The 16,379-nt window shown below is 41.0% G+C and carries 18 protein-coding genes and 1 pseudogene; 6 read left to right on the forward strand and 13 right to left on the reverse strand.

The window, feature by feature from the left end; genetic code table 11:
* Nucleotides 1–90: 90 nt before the first annotated feature.
* Complete coding sequence (locus ABE613_RS13410; protein ID WP_347376645.1) at nucleotides 91–1,032, reverse strand: CPBP family intramembrane glutamic endopeptidase; 942 nt, start codon at nucleotides 1,030–1,032, stop codon at nucleotides 91–93.
* Between the two features lie 47 nt (nucleotides 1,033–1,079).
* Between ABE613_RS13410 and ABE613_RS15220 the strand changes: the two are divergent.
* Nucleotides 1,080–1,304: pseudogene (locus ABE613_RS15220) on the forward strand (hypothetical protein); the annotation flags it as partial.
* Here the strand turns inward: ABE613_RS15220 and ABE613_RS13415 are convergent.
* The 8 genes from ABE613_RS13415 to ABE613_RS13450 all read right to left on the reverse strand — a co-directional run bounded on the left by ABE613_RS13415 (nucleotide 1,202) and on the right by ABE613_RS13450 (nucleotide 8,036).
* On the reverse strand, nucleotides 1,202–1,693 hold the full coding sequence (locus ABE613_RS13415) for a prolyl-tRNA synthetase associated domain-containing protein (RefSeq protein WP_235232890.1): 492 nt from the start codon (nucleotides 1,691–1,693) through the stop codon (nucleotides 1,202–1,204). The pseudogene ABE613_RS15220 and the gene ABE613_RS13415 sit on opposite strands and share 103 nt — an antisense overlap.
* A 16-nt stretch (nucleotides 1,694–1,709) precedes the next feature.
* Nucleotides 1,710–2,264, reverse strand: a complete 555-nt coding sequence (locus ABE613_RS13420; protein WP_235232884.1) for a helix-turn-helix domain-containing protein — start codon at nucleotides 2,262–2,264, stop codon at nucleotides 1,710–1,712.
* Between the two features lie 78 nt (nucleotides 2,265–2,342).
* Complete coding sequence (locus ABE613_RS13425) at nucleotides 2,343–3,260, reverse strand: tRNA dihydrouridine synthase (RefSeq protein ID WP_347376654.1); 918 nt, start codon at nucleotides 3,258–3,260, stop codon at nucleotides 2,343–2,345.
* A gap of 71 nt (nucleotides 3,261–3,331) precedes the next feature.
* Entirely contained in the window at nucleotides 3,332–4,564 is a 1,233-nt protein-coding gene (locus ABE613_RS13430) for a [Fe-Fe] hydrogenase large subunit C-terminal domain-containing protein (RefSeq protein ID WP_235232882.1), read from the reverse strand.
* On the reverse strand, nucleotides 4,561–5,220 hold the full coding sequence (locus ABE613_RS13435) for an ABC transporter ATP-binding protein (RefSeq protein WP_347376646.1): 660 nt from the start codon (nucleotides 5,218–5,220) through the stop codon (nucleotides 4,561–4,563). The genes ABE613_RS13430 and ABE613_RS13435 overlap by 4 nt, the downstream gene beginning before the upstream one ends.
* A gap of 13 nt (nucleotides 5,221–5,233) precedes the next feature.
* Entirely contained in the window at nucleotides 5,234–6,733 is a 1,500-nt protein-coding gene (locus ABE613_RS13440; protein WP_347376647.1) for an ABC transporter permease, read from the reverse strand.
* Nucleotides 6,734–6,777: 44 nt separating this feature from the next.
* A complete protein-coding gene (locus ABE613_RS13445; RefSeq protein ID WP_235232874.1) occupies nucleotides 6,778–7,557 on the reverse strand; it encodes a zf-HC2 domain-containing protein in 780 nt (259 codons plus the stop codon).
* Nucleotides 7,557–8,036 carry an RNA polymerase sigma factor gene (locus ABE613_RS13450; protein WP_347376648.1) on the reverse strand — a complete coding sequence of 160 codons (480 nt, stop codon included), beginning with the start codon at nucleotides 8,034–8,036 and terminating at the stop codon, nucleotides 7,557–7,559. Before ABE613_RS13450 ends, ABE613_RS13445 begins: the two co-directional genes overlap by 1 nt.
* A gap of 206 nt (nucleotides 8,037–8,242) precedes the next feature.
* Between ABE613_RS13450 and ABE613_RS13455 the strand changes: the two genes are divergently transcribed.
* From ABE613_RS13455 to folK, 5 genes are all read left to right on the forward strand, one after another.
* Entirely contained in the window at nucleotides 8,243–9,598 is a 1,356-nt protein-coding gene (locus ABE613_RS13455; protein WP_235232873.1) for a bifunctional folylpolyglutamate synthase/dihydrofolate synthase, read from the forward strand.
* The gene (folE, locus tag ABE613_RS13460; protein ID WP_235232872.1) at nucleotides 9,595–10,152 is read left to right on the forward strand and encodes a GTP cyclohydrolase I FolE; all 558 of its coding nucleotides are present in this window, start codon (nucleotides 9,595–9,597) and stop codon (nucleotides 10,150–10,152) included. The genes ABE613_RS13455 and folE overlap by 4 nt, the downstream gene beginning before the upstream one ends.
* A gap of 65 nt (nucleotides 10,153–10,217) precedes the next feature.
* Entirely contained in the window at nucleotides 10,218–10,709 is a 492-nt protein-coding gene (locus ABE613_RS13465) for an HD domain-containing protein (protein ID WP_347376655.1), read from the forward strand.
* Entirely contained in the window at nucleotides 10,706–11,527 is an 822-nt protein-coding gene (gene folP, locus ABE613_RS13470; RefSeq protein ID WP_347376649.1) for a dihydropteroate synthase, read from the forward strand. Before ABE613_RS13465 ends, folP begins: the two co-directional genes overlap by 4 nt.
* The gene (gene folK / locus ABE613_RS13475) at nucleotides 11,520–12,335 is read left to right on the forward strand and encodes a 2-amino-4-hydroxy-6-hydroxymethyldihydropteridine diphosphokinase (RefSeq protein WP_347376650.1); all 816 of its coding nucleotides are present in this window, start codon (nucleotides 11,520–11,522) and stop codon (nucleotides 12,333–12,335) included. Before folP ends, folK begins: the two co-directional genes overlap by 8 nt.
* Here folK and ABE613_RS13480 read toward each other — a convergent pair.
* From ABE613_RS13480 to ABE613_RS13495, 4 genes are all read right to left on the reverse strand, one after another.
* Nucleotides 12,330–13,673, reverse strand: a complete 1,344-nt coding sequence (locus ABE613_RS13480) for an MATE family efflux transporter (RefSeq protein ID WP_347376651.1) — start codon at nucleotides 13,671–13,673, stop codon at nucleotides 12,330–12,332. The genes folK and ABE613_RS13480 overlap by 6 nt on opposite strands.
* A gap of 115 nt (nucleotides 13,674–13,788) precedes the next feature.
* Nucleotides 13,789–14,781, reverse strand: coding sequence for a LacI family DNA-binding transcriptional regulator (locus ABE613_RS13485; RefSeq protein WP_347376656.1), 993 nt, complete (start codon nucleotides 14,779–14,781; stop codon nucleotides 13,789–13,791).
* Nucleotides 14,675–14,911 carry a hypothetical protein gene (locus ABE613_RS13490; RefSeq protein WP_347376658.1) on the reverse strand — a complete coding sequence of 79 codons (237 nt, stop codon included), beginning with the start codon at nucleotides 14,909–14,911 and terminating at the stop codon, nucleotides 14,675–14,677. The genes ABE613_RS13485 and ABE613_RS13490 overlap by 107 nt, the downstream gene beginning before the upstream one ends.
* A complete protein-coding gene (locus tag ABE613_RS13495; RefSeq protein ID WP_347376657.1) occupies nucleotides 14,901–16,169 on the reverse strand; it encodes a Y-family DNA polymerase in 1,269 nt (422 codons plus the stop codon). The genes ABE613_RS13490 and ABE613_RS13495 overlap by 11 nt, the downstream gene beginning before the upstream one ends.
* Nucleotides 16,170–16,379: the final 210 nt, after the last annotated feature.

The following is a 16,379-nucleotide window of genomic DNA, read 5'->3' on the forward strand; positions in this document are numbered from 1 at the left end:
CTACTTTTCTGTTAAAATGTAAACAATTATTTTTATTAAATTGTCAGATAATTAGATTATTTAATATTTTTACAAAAAAAATCTGGCAGTTTATGCATCTGCCAGATTTTCATTTTTATTCATTTGTTCTTCTATATCCGGTCTCTCATCGATTCTCTGAATCAGTACAAACATCGTTGCTGAAACAGCCGCACACGCTACTGTTATAATACCAATTCTCAAGGAATCTTCCACTAACCACTCGTACAGTTTGAACTCCGTTCCAAGTACAGACAACAAATTCATAGCCATATGTGCCACAATCGGCGCCTTCACAGAACCATACTTTTCATAAACATATGCCAGCATCATTCCAAGAATAAATCCGTAGATCATCTGTACCATGTTCATATGCAACAATCCGAATACAATTGAAGAATACAACGCAGCCTGCATAAATGCTCCCTGCTCCCGTAATCGCTTAAAAAGCAATCCCCGGAATACCAACTCTTCACTTATTGGTACTAAGACCGCCAGGGAAATGATCTGCACGAATAATGGAGCTGAATAAAGTGCATCCATCGTCTCCTGATATCCATCACTGACGGAGGGCAGATTCGCAATAAGAATCAAATTATTCAATCCCATACTCAACGATAATGCCAAGACAATCTCCGCCAGATACTTCCAGATTGGAGCTTTCTTGTTCGGAATCACACCTCGTAACTTTTCTGCAACCCTGTCTTTATGAAACAGTACCAGCATCACAGGAATTGTAACCAATGCAGCAATTCCTTCTACAAGTGTCGTCGCATTGATATATTCCTCCAACAGATTCGCATAGAGATTCATCATCTGTGTTTCATCCTGCATTGCACTCATCGCAGCATCATAATGTGCATATATATACGTAAAACTCAATGCCATCATCGCAGCCATACTGACACCGAATCCGATTGCCCATTTTATAACAAGCGGTCCGCACAAATGCCACATTCGCTTTCCATTGCTTCTCGGCGGCATAGGAGGGACCTGTCTATTCTGCTCTTCCATATTGATCCTCTCTTTCATCTATCACTACGTTACCTATTCTACTTCTCATGACCAGAACATGCAATAAAAAAAGTATTAAATTTGTTCATTGGTCGAGACCCCTGGGTAGGCGATGGGTGGAACTTAGGAATGGCAGGATGTTCGAGAGCTGTCGAACAAAAGATAGAATCTATAACTTAATCTTCACAACATCTACATCGAGATCCCAAAGGAATTTATCCAGATCTTTGAATGACAAGAATACGGTCGCGGTATTTTCCAGTGGATGTATTCCCAGGCTCTTGCATCTGCTCAGGTCTTTGTCTATAAAGAATTCTACCGCATGATCTGTATCATTCATAAGTCCAAATGGAGATACACTTCCTTGCTTCAGTCCCAGATATTTTTCCAGACGATCTTCGGAAGCAAAGCTGATATTTCCAGCTCCCAGCTGTCTGCCTAATGCTTTCAGGTCAACCTTCTTTTTTTCATCACAGGTCACAAGAAAATGTCTCTTTCCTTTTGAGTCTCTTAAAAATAGATTCTTACACAGAGTTCCTTTCTCCGGTAATCCTAATCTATCCATATCTTCCATCGTATGTACGGGTTCATGTTCCACGACCTCATACTTGATCTTCAACTTGTCCAATGCGTCATATACACGTTTCTTCTGGTCTTCCATGCTGCAAAACTCCTTTCTAATTCGGATAATGGACTACAATACAGGCAGTCACCATACCCTTTCCTGTGTTTTTGTATATGTATTCATCAAAAGCATTATAAGACGCAGAGTCTCCTGCTTCCAATACATATTCCCTGTCTTTAAAGATCATCGTCAACTGTCCGGCATACACTGTGATGAACTCTCTGGTTCCATTCATCTGCTGATTTCCAGCCATCATACCACCTTCGTCAAATTCCAGGTCAAATATTTCAAAATCCTGCCCGTCCCGAAAACTAAAGATTGGATACAGGCGATATTTTCCCTCGTTTCCAACCAGAGGAATCACTTCTGCTTTCCCTGTTTTTGAAAATGGCATCGGCTTATCTGCTGTAAATGCAGTAACCGGAACTTTTAAGCCAAGAGAAAGCTTGTATACTGTTGAAATCGTCGGATTCACTTCTCCACGTTCAATCTGACTCAGCATACTCTTACTGATTGTGGTAAGTGAGGATACCTGTTCTAAACTTAATCCCTTTTTCTTGCGGATCTCTTTCAAATTCTCTGCAATTAACTGATTCAAATGTTCCAAACAAACGCCTCCTCAAAAATTCCTGTATATGGAATTTTTTTCTATTATATTGCAAATTTATGCAAAAGTAAAGAAAAACTATAGAATCTCACGCACGGCCTCTTCATATTTACTCATACGTTCTGCCTTTTTTATCTTCTTTAGAGGCTTTTCACAATCTGGAAAGAGATGTCCCATATAACACCATATTTCCTTCATCTTGAAAAGTACATTCCTCTCTCCCATATTGAGGCTCTGATATTCATCATATATCTGATCATGGAACTGGCGAAGACGATTCTTGTCCAATTTGTCTCCATCCTCCATCTCACTGACAAGCCCCGGATTGTATATAATTCCTCTTCCCAGCATAATCGTTGATACTTCCGGGAATCTCTGTTCAAGCCGTCTGACATCTTCGGTCCTGAACAGATCCCCATTATAACAAACTGGATTCCGGCTGTTCTTAAGTGCCTCACCAAACACCTCATAATTCGGTGTATTTTTGTAATAATCCTGCTGTACTCTGGGATGGATAATCAACTCTTCTACAGGATACTGATTATATATTGACAACAGCCATTCAAATTCATCAGGCTGATACTTGCCAAGTCTGGTCTTAATTGAGATCTTAACCTTCACATTCGCATAGATCTCATCCAGGAATCGGTCCAACTCTTCTGGCTTAGCAAGGAATCCCGAGCCCCGGCCTTTTGAAACTACCGTCTTCGATGGGCAACCCAGATTCAGGTTGACCTCATCATATCCAAGTTCTTCCAGTTTCTGCACTGTTCGGATAAAATCCTGCGCATGATTCGTTAAGATCTGGGGAATCGTCCTCATTCCCATATGATTCTCAGGTGCAATTTCTCTCAATTCTTTCGTTGTAAATCCCTTCTTCATATGTGGAGATAGAAAAGGGATAAAATACTTATCCATCGGATGAAAATAAGTATGGTATGCTCTGCGGTAGATATAAGTCGTAATCCCCTCCAAAGGGGCCAGATAATACTTCATCATTTGTCCTCCTGGCAAAATACTGTCGAGCTCTATTGTACCCTATCTTTCACCCCAATTACAACCAACTCTTAATGAAAATCTCTGGTCAGCAGAGAATCTTCCTCCAAAAGTTCTTCCACTGTCTCAAATCCCAGTTCTTCCAGAATCTTCAATACATAGGGATTCTCCAAGGGCGTCTGAAATGACGCTTCATCACTGTATATATCTACCCGTTTTCGGCTTTCTTCTTTCTCAACAATTGCTTTCGGTCCACCTACACACCCGCCGATACATCCCATTCCCTCAAAAAAGTTTGCTTCTGTCTGATTTTCTTTGATCCGTTGGATCATTTCCATACATTCTCTGGTTCCATTTGCCTGCTCTGAACAGACTTGAATCTTACGGTCAGGCTGCAGTTGTTCTGCCATCTCTGAGACAGCCTGACTTACCCCTCCAGTTCTTGCATAGAGCCTTCCCGCCTTTGATGCATGTTCCTTCCACTCGTCTGTCAGTTCTGCCGGATGGATGTCTGCCACCTCAAAGATATCACGGACTTCCTGAAATGTCAGTACATAATCGACAGCATCGTCAATATCCGGCTCCTTTGCTTCTTTCTTTTTTGCAAGGCATGGACCGGCAAATACCGTCAGAGCATCTGGATGAATCCTTTTAATCATACGTCCACACGCAATCATCGGTGATACAGCGCCCGGTACATGAGGCATCAACTCATGATAACTCTTACGTATCATGGCAATCCACACTGGGCAGCAGCAGCTGGTCAACTGATAATCTCCTTTTTGCTTCACATGACTATCAAATTCCAGTGCTTCTTTCAGTGTTAGAATGTCTGCGAATAACGCGACCTCCACCATTCCGGTAAATCCCAGAGCCTTAAACGCAGTCCGAAGCTTTCCCGGTGTCACATCTTCTCCAAACTGTCCGAGAAAAGCCGGTGCAATCATCATATATACTGGTCCTTTTGCCTCTCTTACTGCTTTCATAGCCGGCAGCACATCCTTCCCAGCAACAATGTGATGATCCTTACAGGCTTCGATACATGCCTCACAGCCAACACAAAGAGAGGGATTGATCCATAATTTCCCGGATGCATCCCTCTCAATCGCATCAAAGATACAACTGTTCTGACACGCTCTGTCATAGGCACACTGCTCACATGTACTGACCGGAAGGACGGGTGCATACTTTTCTGGATGCAACAGACAATCCAGATGATATGGATCATATCCGTCCGGCAACGGTTCCTCTAACGATACCTTCCTTTCCAAGAGATCACGATAAAGTTCTTCAAATGTCTTCATACTCTTCCATCCTCAATTCTTATGATTCTGTCACATTGCTTTGCAAGATCCAGATCATGTGTAATCATAAGAATAGTCTGCTCCAATCGTTGGTTAAGTATTCGGAATAAATGCATGATCTCTAATGTATTTTTCTGATCGAGATTACCAGTAGGTTCATCTGCAAGGATAATCGCAGGGCGCGTAATCAGAGCTCTTCCAATTGCGACTCTCTGTTGCTGACCTCCAGACAATTGACTTGGCAAATGCTCTCTGCGCGCCTCGAGCCCTAACATTTTCACAATTCCAGAAAGTCGTTTTGTATTTATTTTTTTCCCATCCAGCAGTAAAGGAAGTAGAATATTTTCTTCTACAGTCAGTATCGGAATCAAATTATAAAACTGATAGATAAGCCCAATATGTCTTCTCCTGAAAACAGCCTGTTCATTTTCATTCAATGCTGAAATATCTGTATTTCCTATCAACACCCTTCCTTCTGTTGCTTTTTCCACGCCTCCCATTAAATGTAACAGCGTAGATTTTCCCGAACCAGACGCCCCAGTAATTGCAATAAATTCTCCTTTTTCTACGTTAAAAGAGACATGGTCCAGAGCCTTCACCTTCGTTTCTCCTGTACCATAAATCTTTGTTAAGTTTTCTACCCGTAATATTGTCATAATACCCCCTTAATCAATCATTTTCATTACAGATATATTGCATATCCAATCTCTTCATTTTTGTCAGACCATACAGCGTAGGCAGCAAAACCACCACCAATACCAGCAATATTTCCGCGACAACAATTTGATACGGCATACTCAATTGGAACTTTACAACCCAAGCATCCTGTGCCGTTTTTACATACACACCTCCAATTGCAATCTCTTTATACTGCTCATGCAGCAGAAAAATACTGAACGGAATCCCAATGACTCCTGTTGCGATCCCATAAATAGAATTTTCAATGACCATCATCTTAGCCAATTGCCTTTTTTCCATGCCTAACGACTGATAGACCGCAAATTCTCTTCGTCTCATACGGATATCAGCTGCAATCTTTTGAATCATACTGGTCATACAAAACGCTGTCAGAGCAATCAGCATACCACATTGGAAAACAAGCCGAAGAGGTTCCCCATCTAGCTGAACTCCTGTTATCTTTGTATATTCCCTTCTCCATTGCATGCCAAAACATGCCCATACCATAATACAGCAGATAAGACTTAACATAGCAATGCAGATAGTATACTGTTTTTCATGAAAGAATACATTTTTCAAAGCAATCGCACCTTCCGTTCCCAATATACGATGTTGTTTTTTTAATGTTGTAAGCTTTTGCCCTTCCAGTTTTGAAGGATATCTGCGAATTACCATATCCATAATGGATGCATTTCCGGCTCTTGATGCTGGTATCATACTTGCCAGAGATACTATCAGCAATCCACATAAAAGAATCATTCCTATATCGATTCTGTTTATTATAAATTCCATATCACTTTTCCTTGAGAGCACTTGCTTTTCTATGAAGATTCCCTGAATAAGTCCAAGAAAGATTCCTGACATTCCTTCTATTATTCCTTCAAAAAATATACAATTTGCTTTCTGCCATCTGGTAGCACCCACACTTCCAAGCATACCTAAGTATCTGATTTTTTCACTGACAGAGATTGCAAACACATTATAGATAAACACACTGGAAAAAATGATGATAATTACAATCATTGTAAGTGTCAATGCCCCTGATCCTTGCGCTCCTTCGTAAAATATACCGTATAGTTCTAACAGACTATAATGATAAGTAATATTGTATTTTATTTTTTCATGCCCGATATCTTCATACTGCTCTTCTTCGGGAAGTATGCTCATATTAATCTTTTCTGCAAAACGTTGTGTCCTGCCGATTGCAGATACTCCTGGATGCTTTAATTCCACATCCACACAATTGCCGGCATGCTCTTCACAATTGGACGTCACCGCTATCTGCTTTGTTTTATTCCACGTTGCAATTTCCTGAATCTGTTTTTCCGTCACCTGATGAAATCTGGCATGCCATCCTCCTTCTTTTTCTATAATCTTACCTTCTTCAGCATTGCGAAATGCTGAAGAGAAAAGGACAACAAAGGTTAACGCTGCAACAGACAATGCAATCCCAAGAATTGTCAAAATTGTTCGGTGCTTATTTCTTTTCATATATTTCCATGCCAAAATCCATATTATCTTTACAGACGAATTTTTCATTTTCGTTCTCCACTTCGTATATAAATCGGGTATCCATAATGTTCCTCTTCCAACAAATAATATTGATCTGCTTTCTTTTGAATCTCTGGCGGGGCTTTCTCTACTGACTGCCCTTCTTTCCAGATGATTGCTTTATCACTTTTATTTTTTCCTGTGTAAAAAATAGATGAACAGGTATAGAGGTAATCATAATGCACCGTCTGTGTCATTGGAAATATAAAACTGATCTTTCCATTACAGTCTGAATAAAAGCTGTCTTCTTCATCTTGCCATGGCATCAGATATTGAAAGTGAAGCTCATACCATGCCTCATCATTATCACCATCTGGATTACCATCTATCTGTATCCCATAATCTGTAATATGTGCAAATGGTCTGTCTGTCTGAATCGTACAATAGATATCACCCGTATCAAGCTGATATAATTCTGTAATTTTGACATCTTTTGCTGCAACAGAATTAATCCAGACCGAAAAATATTCTGACCACGCATAATCAATCATCAATACGAGCAGCAGAAAAAGTGCAATCGGGATAATATAGAATGAATTTAATTTTCGCTTCATCTTTTTGGCAAATCTTACAAAACGCTCTTCCTCCTGACGATCTTCCATTGTGACTGGAACTGTTTTCATTGCTTTCTCATAGATATCTCTGCACACCTCACACTTCGAGAGATGATCTTCAATCAGTTTACAGCTTTCCTCACTGCATGCCTCATCTTCATACAGAACCAGCAGATCTTGAATCACATTACAGCTTATCTTATCACTCATTACGATTCCTCCTTGATATGTTCCTGGATCTTTAATTTAGCCCGATGATATGTCACGCGTGCCCATCCTTCTTTTCTCCCAAATATCTCCCCGATTTCCTTATATGACAAATCACCAAACGTTCTTAACATAAACACTTCTTTAAACGGCTCGTTCAGACAATTCATTATCCTGTAAACAGACAACTCCTCTTCTTTCTGGAGCACCAGATCTTCCATCGTTGCATCCGCATACACTTCGGAGATATCTTCGTGAGTCAATCGTTTTTGTTTTTTACAATGTGTCAGATATGTATTCTTTGCGATCTGACAAAGCCAGGTTTTTAGCGAACATTCTCCTTTAAATTTATGGATATTCTTTAACGCTTTATAGAATGTTTCCTGTGTAATCTCTTCTGCAATATCAGGGTTTTCACTCATTGCAAGCAAAAAAAAATATACATCTCTGAAATACAAACGATATATTTCTTCAAAACTCACGATTTCCACCTCCTTTGATTATTAGACTACCAAAAAATGAGATTCGTTACACGTATGAATGTATTTTATCATTATGAACTGAAAAACCTGATATCCGCATCTTTCTTCAGATACATAACAACGTAAAAAGATTCCAGAAACTGGCTTGTCGAAAATGTCCTTTAGTGCTATGATGGATAACAGTAATATGAAAGGAAACGAAGAACGTGACCTATAAAGAAGCAAGGGTATATTTAGACAATATGTCAAAATACGGAAGTGTACTTGGTTTGGATACGATTCGTGAACTGTTGCATGAACTGGGTGATCCTCAGAAAGATCTAAAGTTTATACATATCGCAGGGACTAATGGAAAAGGATCTGTGCTTGCATACACTTCTTCAATTTTAAGTCAGGCAGGATACAAGACCGGACGATATGTATCGCCAACAGTGGTTTCCTATTTGGAGCGGATTCAGATTGATGGAACATGGATATCTGAAGAAGCATTCGCCAGATGTACACATAAGATCCAGGAAGCTATTGCGCGCATGGAGACAGCCGGCAAGAGAAGCCCGACTGTGTTCGAAGCTGAGACAGCAATAGCTTTTTTATATTTCAAAGAAGAGCACTGTGACCTGGTTGTTCTGGAATGTGGACTTGGCGGTGATCAAGACGCAACGAACATTATTGAAAATACGCTGTGCGCTGTATTTACTTCTATCAGTCTTGATCATCTTGGAATTCTCGGCAATACTATAGAAGAGATTGCACAGACAAAATCCGGTATCATAAAATCTGGATGCAGAGTTGTTTCTGCTCCTCAGAAACCAGAAGTATTGCAGATATTAGAACAACGAGCCAACTCTTTACACTGTCCATTTCACACTGCAGAACGCAATAAAAGAACGATTCTGAATGAAAGCTATTCCGGTCAGACTTTTTCCTATAAAAAGCGAGAACACATCTTCTGCCCTCTCGCTGGAAAATACCAGGCCGATAATGCCATCACTGCACTGGAAGTTATAGATGCACTTATAGAACTGGGATATAATATCACAGAAAATGACATTGATACAGGATTTTCCCAGACTTCCTGGCCGGGCCGCTTTACCTGTCTTGGAGAACACCCTCTGTTCTTCATCGACGGGGCACACAACGAAGATGCTGCAAAGCGATTAAAAGAATCCATTGATACTTATTTCCCAGGAAAGCGTCTTATCTATATTATGGGAGTATTCCATGATAAAGAATATCAAAAGCTTGCTGCAATCATGGCTCCATCGGCAAAGTCTGTGCACACGGTTGATCTGCCCAATGCAGAACGTACACTTTCTGCTGGTGATCTTGCAGAAGTGATGAGGACATACTGTTCACCTGACATTCCCGTATCCTGTGAGCGAAGCATCAAAGATGCTGTGAAAAATGCTCTGGCAGATGCCAAAGCTATGGATCCATCCGATGGAGATAATATCATCCTTGCTTTTGGCTCCCTTTCCTATCTGGGACAGGTACGCGAAGAATACCACCAACTCACGCAACAAATAATAGAAAAAAAAATGATAGAAGGAAAGAAACTATGATAGATCAAGAAAAAATCAAACAAGCCGTTCAACTCATGCTGGAAGGCATCGGAGAAGATATCCACCGCGAGGGTCTGCGTGAGACACCAGACCGCATTGCGCGTATGTGTGAAGAGCTCTATGGTGGGATGAACGAGGATGCCGGCACACACCTTTGCAAGGTATTTCACGTGGAGAACAGTGAGATGGTGTTAGAAAAAGACATTACTTTCTATTCCACCTGCGAACATCACATGCTGCCATTTTACGGGAAAGTGCATATTGCCTATATCCCGGACGGGAAAGTAGTCGGACTAAGCAAGCTAGCCCGCACGGTAGAGGTATTTGCAAGACGACTGCAGCTTCAGGAGCAATTAACCGGCCAGATTGCAGACGCTCTGATGGAGCACATGCAGCCGAAAGGTGTGATGGTTATGATTGAGGCGGAGCATATGTGTATGACTATGCGCGGCATCAAAAAACCCGGAAGCCAGACTGTGACGATTGCAAAACGAGGGGAATTTGAGAACAATCCTGTGTTGGAAGAACGATTTTTCCATATACTGAACCGCTAAAGTTATTTCTATTGGAGGAAACTATGTCTGAGACACAAGTAATACCATCTGACTGTTATGATTCCATGCAGCAGGTCGCATTTCTGCGAAAACATCCTTTATACCGTTCCTCTTACCAGCGGCTTGAAGAATTAGAATATGACCGTATCTTCTGCCGCCATCAGATGACGCATCTTCTGGATGTGGCAAGAATTGCATACATTCATAATCTTGAACGAGGGCTTGGCATCCGAAAGGAACTCATCTATGCTGCAGCCCTTCTGCATGATATCGGAAAATACCGTCAATATGAAGACGGTACTCCACACGAACTCGCAAGTGAAGCGATTGCAGCTACAATATTATCCGACATGCCTGAACCGATCTGCTTTACACCAGAGGAAAAGCAACAGATCCTGACTGCAATCCGCGGCCACCGAAGGCTTCGACAAGATGCCGAACCGCTGGAAGCGCTTCTATATGAGAGTGATAAGGCATCCCGGGCCTGCTACGCATGTCAGGCAGAAGCAGATTGTAATTGGAGTAATAATAAGAAAAATATGGAGATTCTATTATGATTATTGGAGAGAAAAACTTTGATGCTACAAACCATACCTATATTATGGGAATTCTAAATGTAACCCCTGATTCTTTTTCCGATGGAGGAAAATATCAGCATCTGGATGCCGCACTCAGACATGCGGAAGAAATGATCCATGATGGGGCTGATATTCTGGATGTTGGCGGAGAGTCCACACGTCCCGGACATACACAGATTACGGATGCCGAAGAAATCGAACGTGTTGCTCCCGTCATTGAACAGCTAAAACACCATTTCGATATTCCAGTCTCTATTGACACTTATAAAAGTACGGTTGCAAAGGCAGCTCTTGATGCCGGAGCTGATCTGGTCAATGATATCTGGGGATTAAAATACGACGAACATATGGCCGAACTAATTGCCCGTTATCAGGTGCCCTGCTGCCTGATGCACAATCGAAAAGAAGCCTTATATCAGAACTTTATTTCTGAGTTTTTGGAGGATATGAAAGAATGCATCTCTCTTGCAAAAAAAGCAGGAATCGAAGACGATAAGATCATCCTTGATCCCGGAGTAGGATTTGGCAAAACTTATGAATTGAACCTGGATATTATCCGGGAAATTGACTGCATGCAGGAACTCGGATATCCGATTCTTCTTGGAACTTCCCGCAAATCAGTCATTGGACTTACCCTGGATCTTCCTTCTGATGAACGCGAAGAAGGAACCCTTGCTACTACAGTATATGGAATGTTGCACGGCTGTTCTTTCGTAAGAGTTCACGATGTCAAGGCGAATCACAGGGCAATTACCATGATAGAAGCCATCTTGCAAAGGAGTAAGAACCATGGATAAAATCAAGATATCAAACCTGGAAATCTTCGCCAATCACGGGGTATTCCCAGAAGAAAATGTACTGGGTCAGAAGTTTATCGTCTCAGCCATTCTGTACACCAGCACTCGAAAGGCCGGGAAAACCGACGAATTAACCTACTCTATCCATTATGGCGAAGTAAGCCATTTCATCGATCATTTTCTAAAAACACATACGTATAAACTACTCGAGTGTGCAGCCGAAGCCCTGGCAGAAGAATTATTACTCCACACTGCCGGTCTTGAAAAGATTCAACTAGAGATCAAAAAGCCCTGGGCTCCAATCGGTCTTCCACTGGAAACCGTATCTGTTGAAATCGAACGCCAATGGCATACTGCCTATATTGCACTCGGCTCTAATCTTGGGAATAAAGAGCAATATCTAAACGATGCAATTACTGCCTTAAACACGGCTCCTTGCTGTGAAGTAACTAAAGTCTCTTCTTTTCTGGTAACAGAACCTTACGGAATGACCGAACAAGACGACTTTCTGAATGCCTGTCTTGAACTTCGTACACTTCTGCCTCCAGCGGAACTGTTAAGCGAGCTTCACCGTATTGAGCAGGCTGCCGGGCGAGAACGCATCATTCACTGGGGTCCTCGTACACTGGATCTGGATATTATTTTCTATGATGATCTCATCTATGAGACTATGGACTTATGCATCCCTCATGTCGAAATGCACAAACGAGACTTTGTTCTAAAGCCGCTTTATGAGATTGCTCCTTACAAACATCATCCTTGTACCGGCAAGACTGTTCATGAGATGCTGGAATCTCTAACATTATAATTGCATCATCCAGTTTCTTTTCCGAAACACCACAAATGAGATTCCTAATCTGACACATTCCTCCAGCGAAAGGATAAAGTATACGTATGGGATTTCCAGCTTTAGCACAAAAGCAGTGAGAAATCCCAGCGGCACACCGAATAACCATGTTCCGACAAAATCAATCCACATAATATATTTTGTCTTACCGCCACTTCGGATAATTCCACCGCCAAGAATCATATTCTGTACTTTGACTGGTGCTATCAACGCAAATGCGAACAAAATCTGACACGCCAGCATCCTCACATGACTTTCCACCTGATAAATGGAAATATACCAATTACTTAGAAAGATCAAAAGAACCGACAGCAATATAGAACCGATAAGTCCATATTTCATCAACTTTTTCGACTCCTCATACGCCCGTTCATTATCTCCACTTCCCAAAGTCTTACCGATTATCACTCCCGCTGCCTGTGAGACCCCGCTCAATGCTCCAATCATCAGTACTTGAATTGGTGTCGTTAATGTCATGGCTGCACAAGCTTCTGTCCCTATATGCCCATAGATAACCGCATATATGTTTTCACCAAGTGTCCACAAAAACTCGCAGATCAAGATTGGGAGCAAGATTCCCAAATATTGTTTATACTTTTCAGAAGTCATTTTTAGAGTAAATTTTAATACTAATTTCTGTCCTTTATTTCCATAATATCCCAAGAACAAAACAAGCAATAATACACAATTCACCGATTGGGAGATTACAGTCGCTATTGCCGCACCCTGTACTCCCATTTTAGGAATACCACACTTTCCAAATATCAACACGTAATTCAATCCTGTGTTCATAACTGCCGAACAGATACTCGCATACATCGGAAGTTCCGCCTTTTCCATACAGCGAAGAAGTACTGATGTCAGAGAAGATATGGCTATTGGGAGATAAGTCACAGACACAATCCGAAGATAACCTGCCGCCACCTTTCTCACAGTCTGATCTCTCGTATATATCCTCATGATTATCTGCGGACACATCGCACTCAGCATCGTAAAAAACACCGCCAGAATGACTGCCAGGAACAAGTTGACGCAAAAACAACGACTTACTTCTTCATCGTCCTTCTGACCCACATATTGTGCAATCATGATTCCTGCCACTGCTGCAATCGCTGATACCAATACTGAGAAAACAGATGTGAACTTAGAACTCAATCCAATTCCTGCGATACTGACACTTCCGAGCTGCCCTGTCATCATCTGATCTGCTACCCCAAAGGAAGATTGAAGCAAAGACTGAAGTGTCACCGGAATTGCTATCTTTATCACTGTTTTATAGAATCGATTTTCTGTAAACATAATATTCACCTCACCGTAATTGTAAAGTGAACACCTTATAACCACAATAGGTTAAACGCATAATCAGTTCCAAAAACAGCGCGCATCTTTTGTGCAAATTGTCTTATTTCTCTGATTATCGTGTACTATCACGCACCACCAAAGTTGTCGATAATCTGATTGTTGCCGCTTCTTCTCCATTCTTTAGTTTTTGAAGCATAGAGATTGCCATTTTTGCCCGTGTCTTTCCATCCTGTTTTATAGTCGTCAGTGACGGGCAGACATTCTCACAGATTGGATTATCATCAAATCCTGCGATACTGATTTCTTCCGGGATTCTTACTCCCTGGCTCTGCAAAAACTGCATCAGCTCAACTGCATAGTAGTCTGACACTGCAAAAATTGCCGGATAACTCTTGATCTGCTGCAAATGTTCTTGATAAAACTGCTGTCTTTCCCGCTTCACCATAGGTACAATCATCAATTCTATCTCTCTTTTCATACCTTCCCGAAAACCTTCCAGACGTTCGTGATCCATACAAATATCATTATCAGATATACATAATGCCTTTTCATAACCCTGCTGCCGAAAATATATCCCCATCTGTTTCCCGCCATTATAATCATCTATTGCCAGATTACAAATTCGCTTCGCTTTCTCAAAAAAGCCATCATATACAACAAATGGAATTCGCATCTTTTCTCGTAATTTCTGATAATCCTGCTCACAAAATCCGATGATTATCATTCCTTCCATATTCCACATCGAGGCAAATCTGATGATCTCATTCCAATCTTGGGTTACTTTTATCATCATAAACAAGCCTGAATCTTCTATCTCTCTCGACAGGTGATTCAAAGAAGTGCTAATAAACGCATCTTCCAATACATGACCTTCATATTTTTCATGATCATTTATCACCACCCCAATAATTCTCGAATTATTCTGCGCCAGTAAAATTCCGGCCATACTCGGAATGTATTGTTTCTCTTCTAATAATTGCTGCACTCTTTTCACTGTCTCATCTGATATCTTCTTTGTCTTGCCATGGATCACATTCGAAACTGTCGCCGTACTGACACCCAGTTCTTCCGCTATATCCACAATTCTCACTCTTCCGTTCTCCATGATTTTCTTTTTCGTCACTCCAATCTGTCTCTTCCTTTTTCCGTAAAGCTTCTGGATACCCTTTCAGTGCAGCAAATGGCATAAACTGTTTTGCCCGGTCTTCACGGCTCATTTTTGTTCTAAACGCCACTTTTATGCCCTCCTATCTGCTGGTTCCGTTCTATTGTCGTAGCCCCTGCCTGAAGATTCATTCCTCTCAGAATAGCATTCTTCCCATACCGCTTCTTAATCTCAAGGACTGCTTTTTGCAGACGATGTTCTTGTTCCATTCCTGTAACATCTGTAAACAGATCATACTGCTGATAACATTCATCCACCACATGGTTATAAGTCAGTGTCATTCTCCGAATCTGCTTATACTTATCTACAATCTGCTCATAGAGCCGTATTGTATAAGCGATAATCTGCCGTGCCGAACTTGTGGTAATTGTCATATGAATCGTTCCATGCGCCGGCTTTGACTCTAACCGGTTACTATACCCAACATGCAATGTGATAGAATCCGTCACCAATTCCTTTTCCACCAGTTCCAGACATAACAGATCTGCCATCTCCTGTGCGATTAATTTTCCTTCCTCAAAGCTATAATCTCTTGGCAGTACCTGACCACTGGATATCGAATTTGATCTTGGTCTGTATGCTTTGATATCCGCCATAGTTGTCGTCTCTCTTCCCCATGCATGGTCGATCAGAAGTTCCGCATCAACACCAAACATACGATACAGCATCTCTTCATCTGCCTTTGCGATCTCTTCCATCGTATAGATACCCACACGACTTAAGCTTCTTGCAATTCCCGAACCAATTCTCCAAAAATCAGTAAGGGGCTTATGATTCCACAATGTCTTCCGATATGTCTCTTCATTCAACATTCCGATATGATCTTCTACATGCTTTGCAGTAATATCCAGTGCAATCTTCGCAAGATAAAGATTCGTCCCAATCCCGCACGTTGCTGTTATACCCGTTGTCTTTAACACATCCTCCATCATCTTCATGCTAAGCTCTTTTGCTGTCATCTTATAAAGAGAAAGGTAATCCGTAATATCCATAAACGCTTCATCTATAGAATAAACATGGATATCTTCTTTCGCAATGTATTTAAGATAAATCGAATATATCTTTGCAGAATAATCAATATAAAGCTGCATACGCGGAGGAGCCATGATATATTTTATCCCTTTTGGAATCTCGAATACTCTGCATCTGCCGGGAATTCCTTTTGCTTTCATTGAAGGTGAAACAGCAAGGCAGATTGTCTTTTCTGTACGCTCAGGATCTGCAACTACAAGGTTCGCAGTCATAGGATCTAACTTACGTTCTACGCATTCCACAGATGCATAGAATGATTTTAAATCAATGCAGATATAAACTCGTTCCTGACTCATAACTAACACTTCACTTCTTTTCATTGATCTTTCTACGACCATTTTATCAGAACATATGTTCTTTTTCAAGACAAACATAAAATAAAGAACTAAAATGCATTTTTAAATTCCAGAATGTAAGAGTAAATTCCATATAGGTCGAAGTTACTCCTGCACACATATTTGCCATATTGATTGCTACTGTTATTTCTCTGTATAATGTACTTGCAG

This window comes from Dorea chungnamensis, assembly GCF_039832125.1.
Lineage (GTDB): Bacteria > Bacillota > Clostridia > Lachnospirales > Lachnospiraceae > JAFBIX01.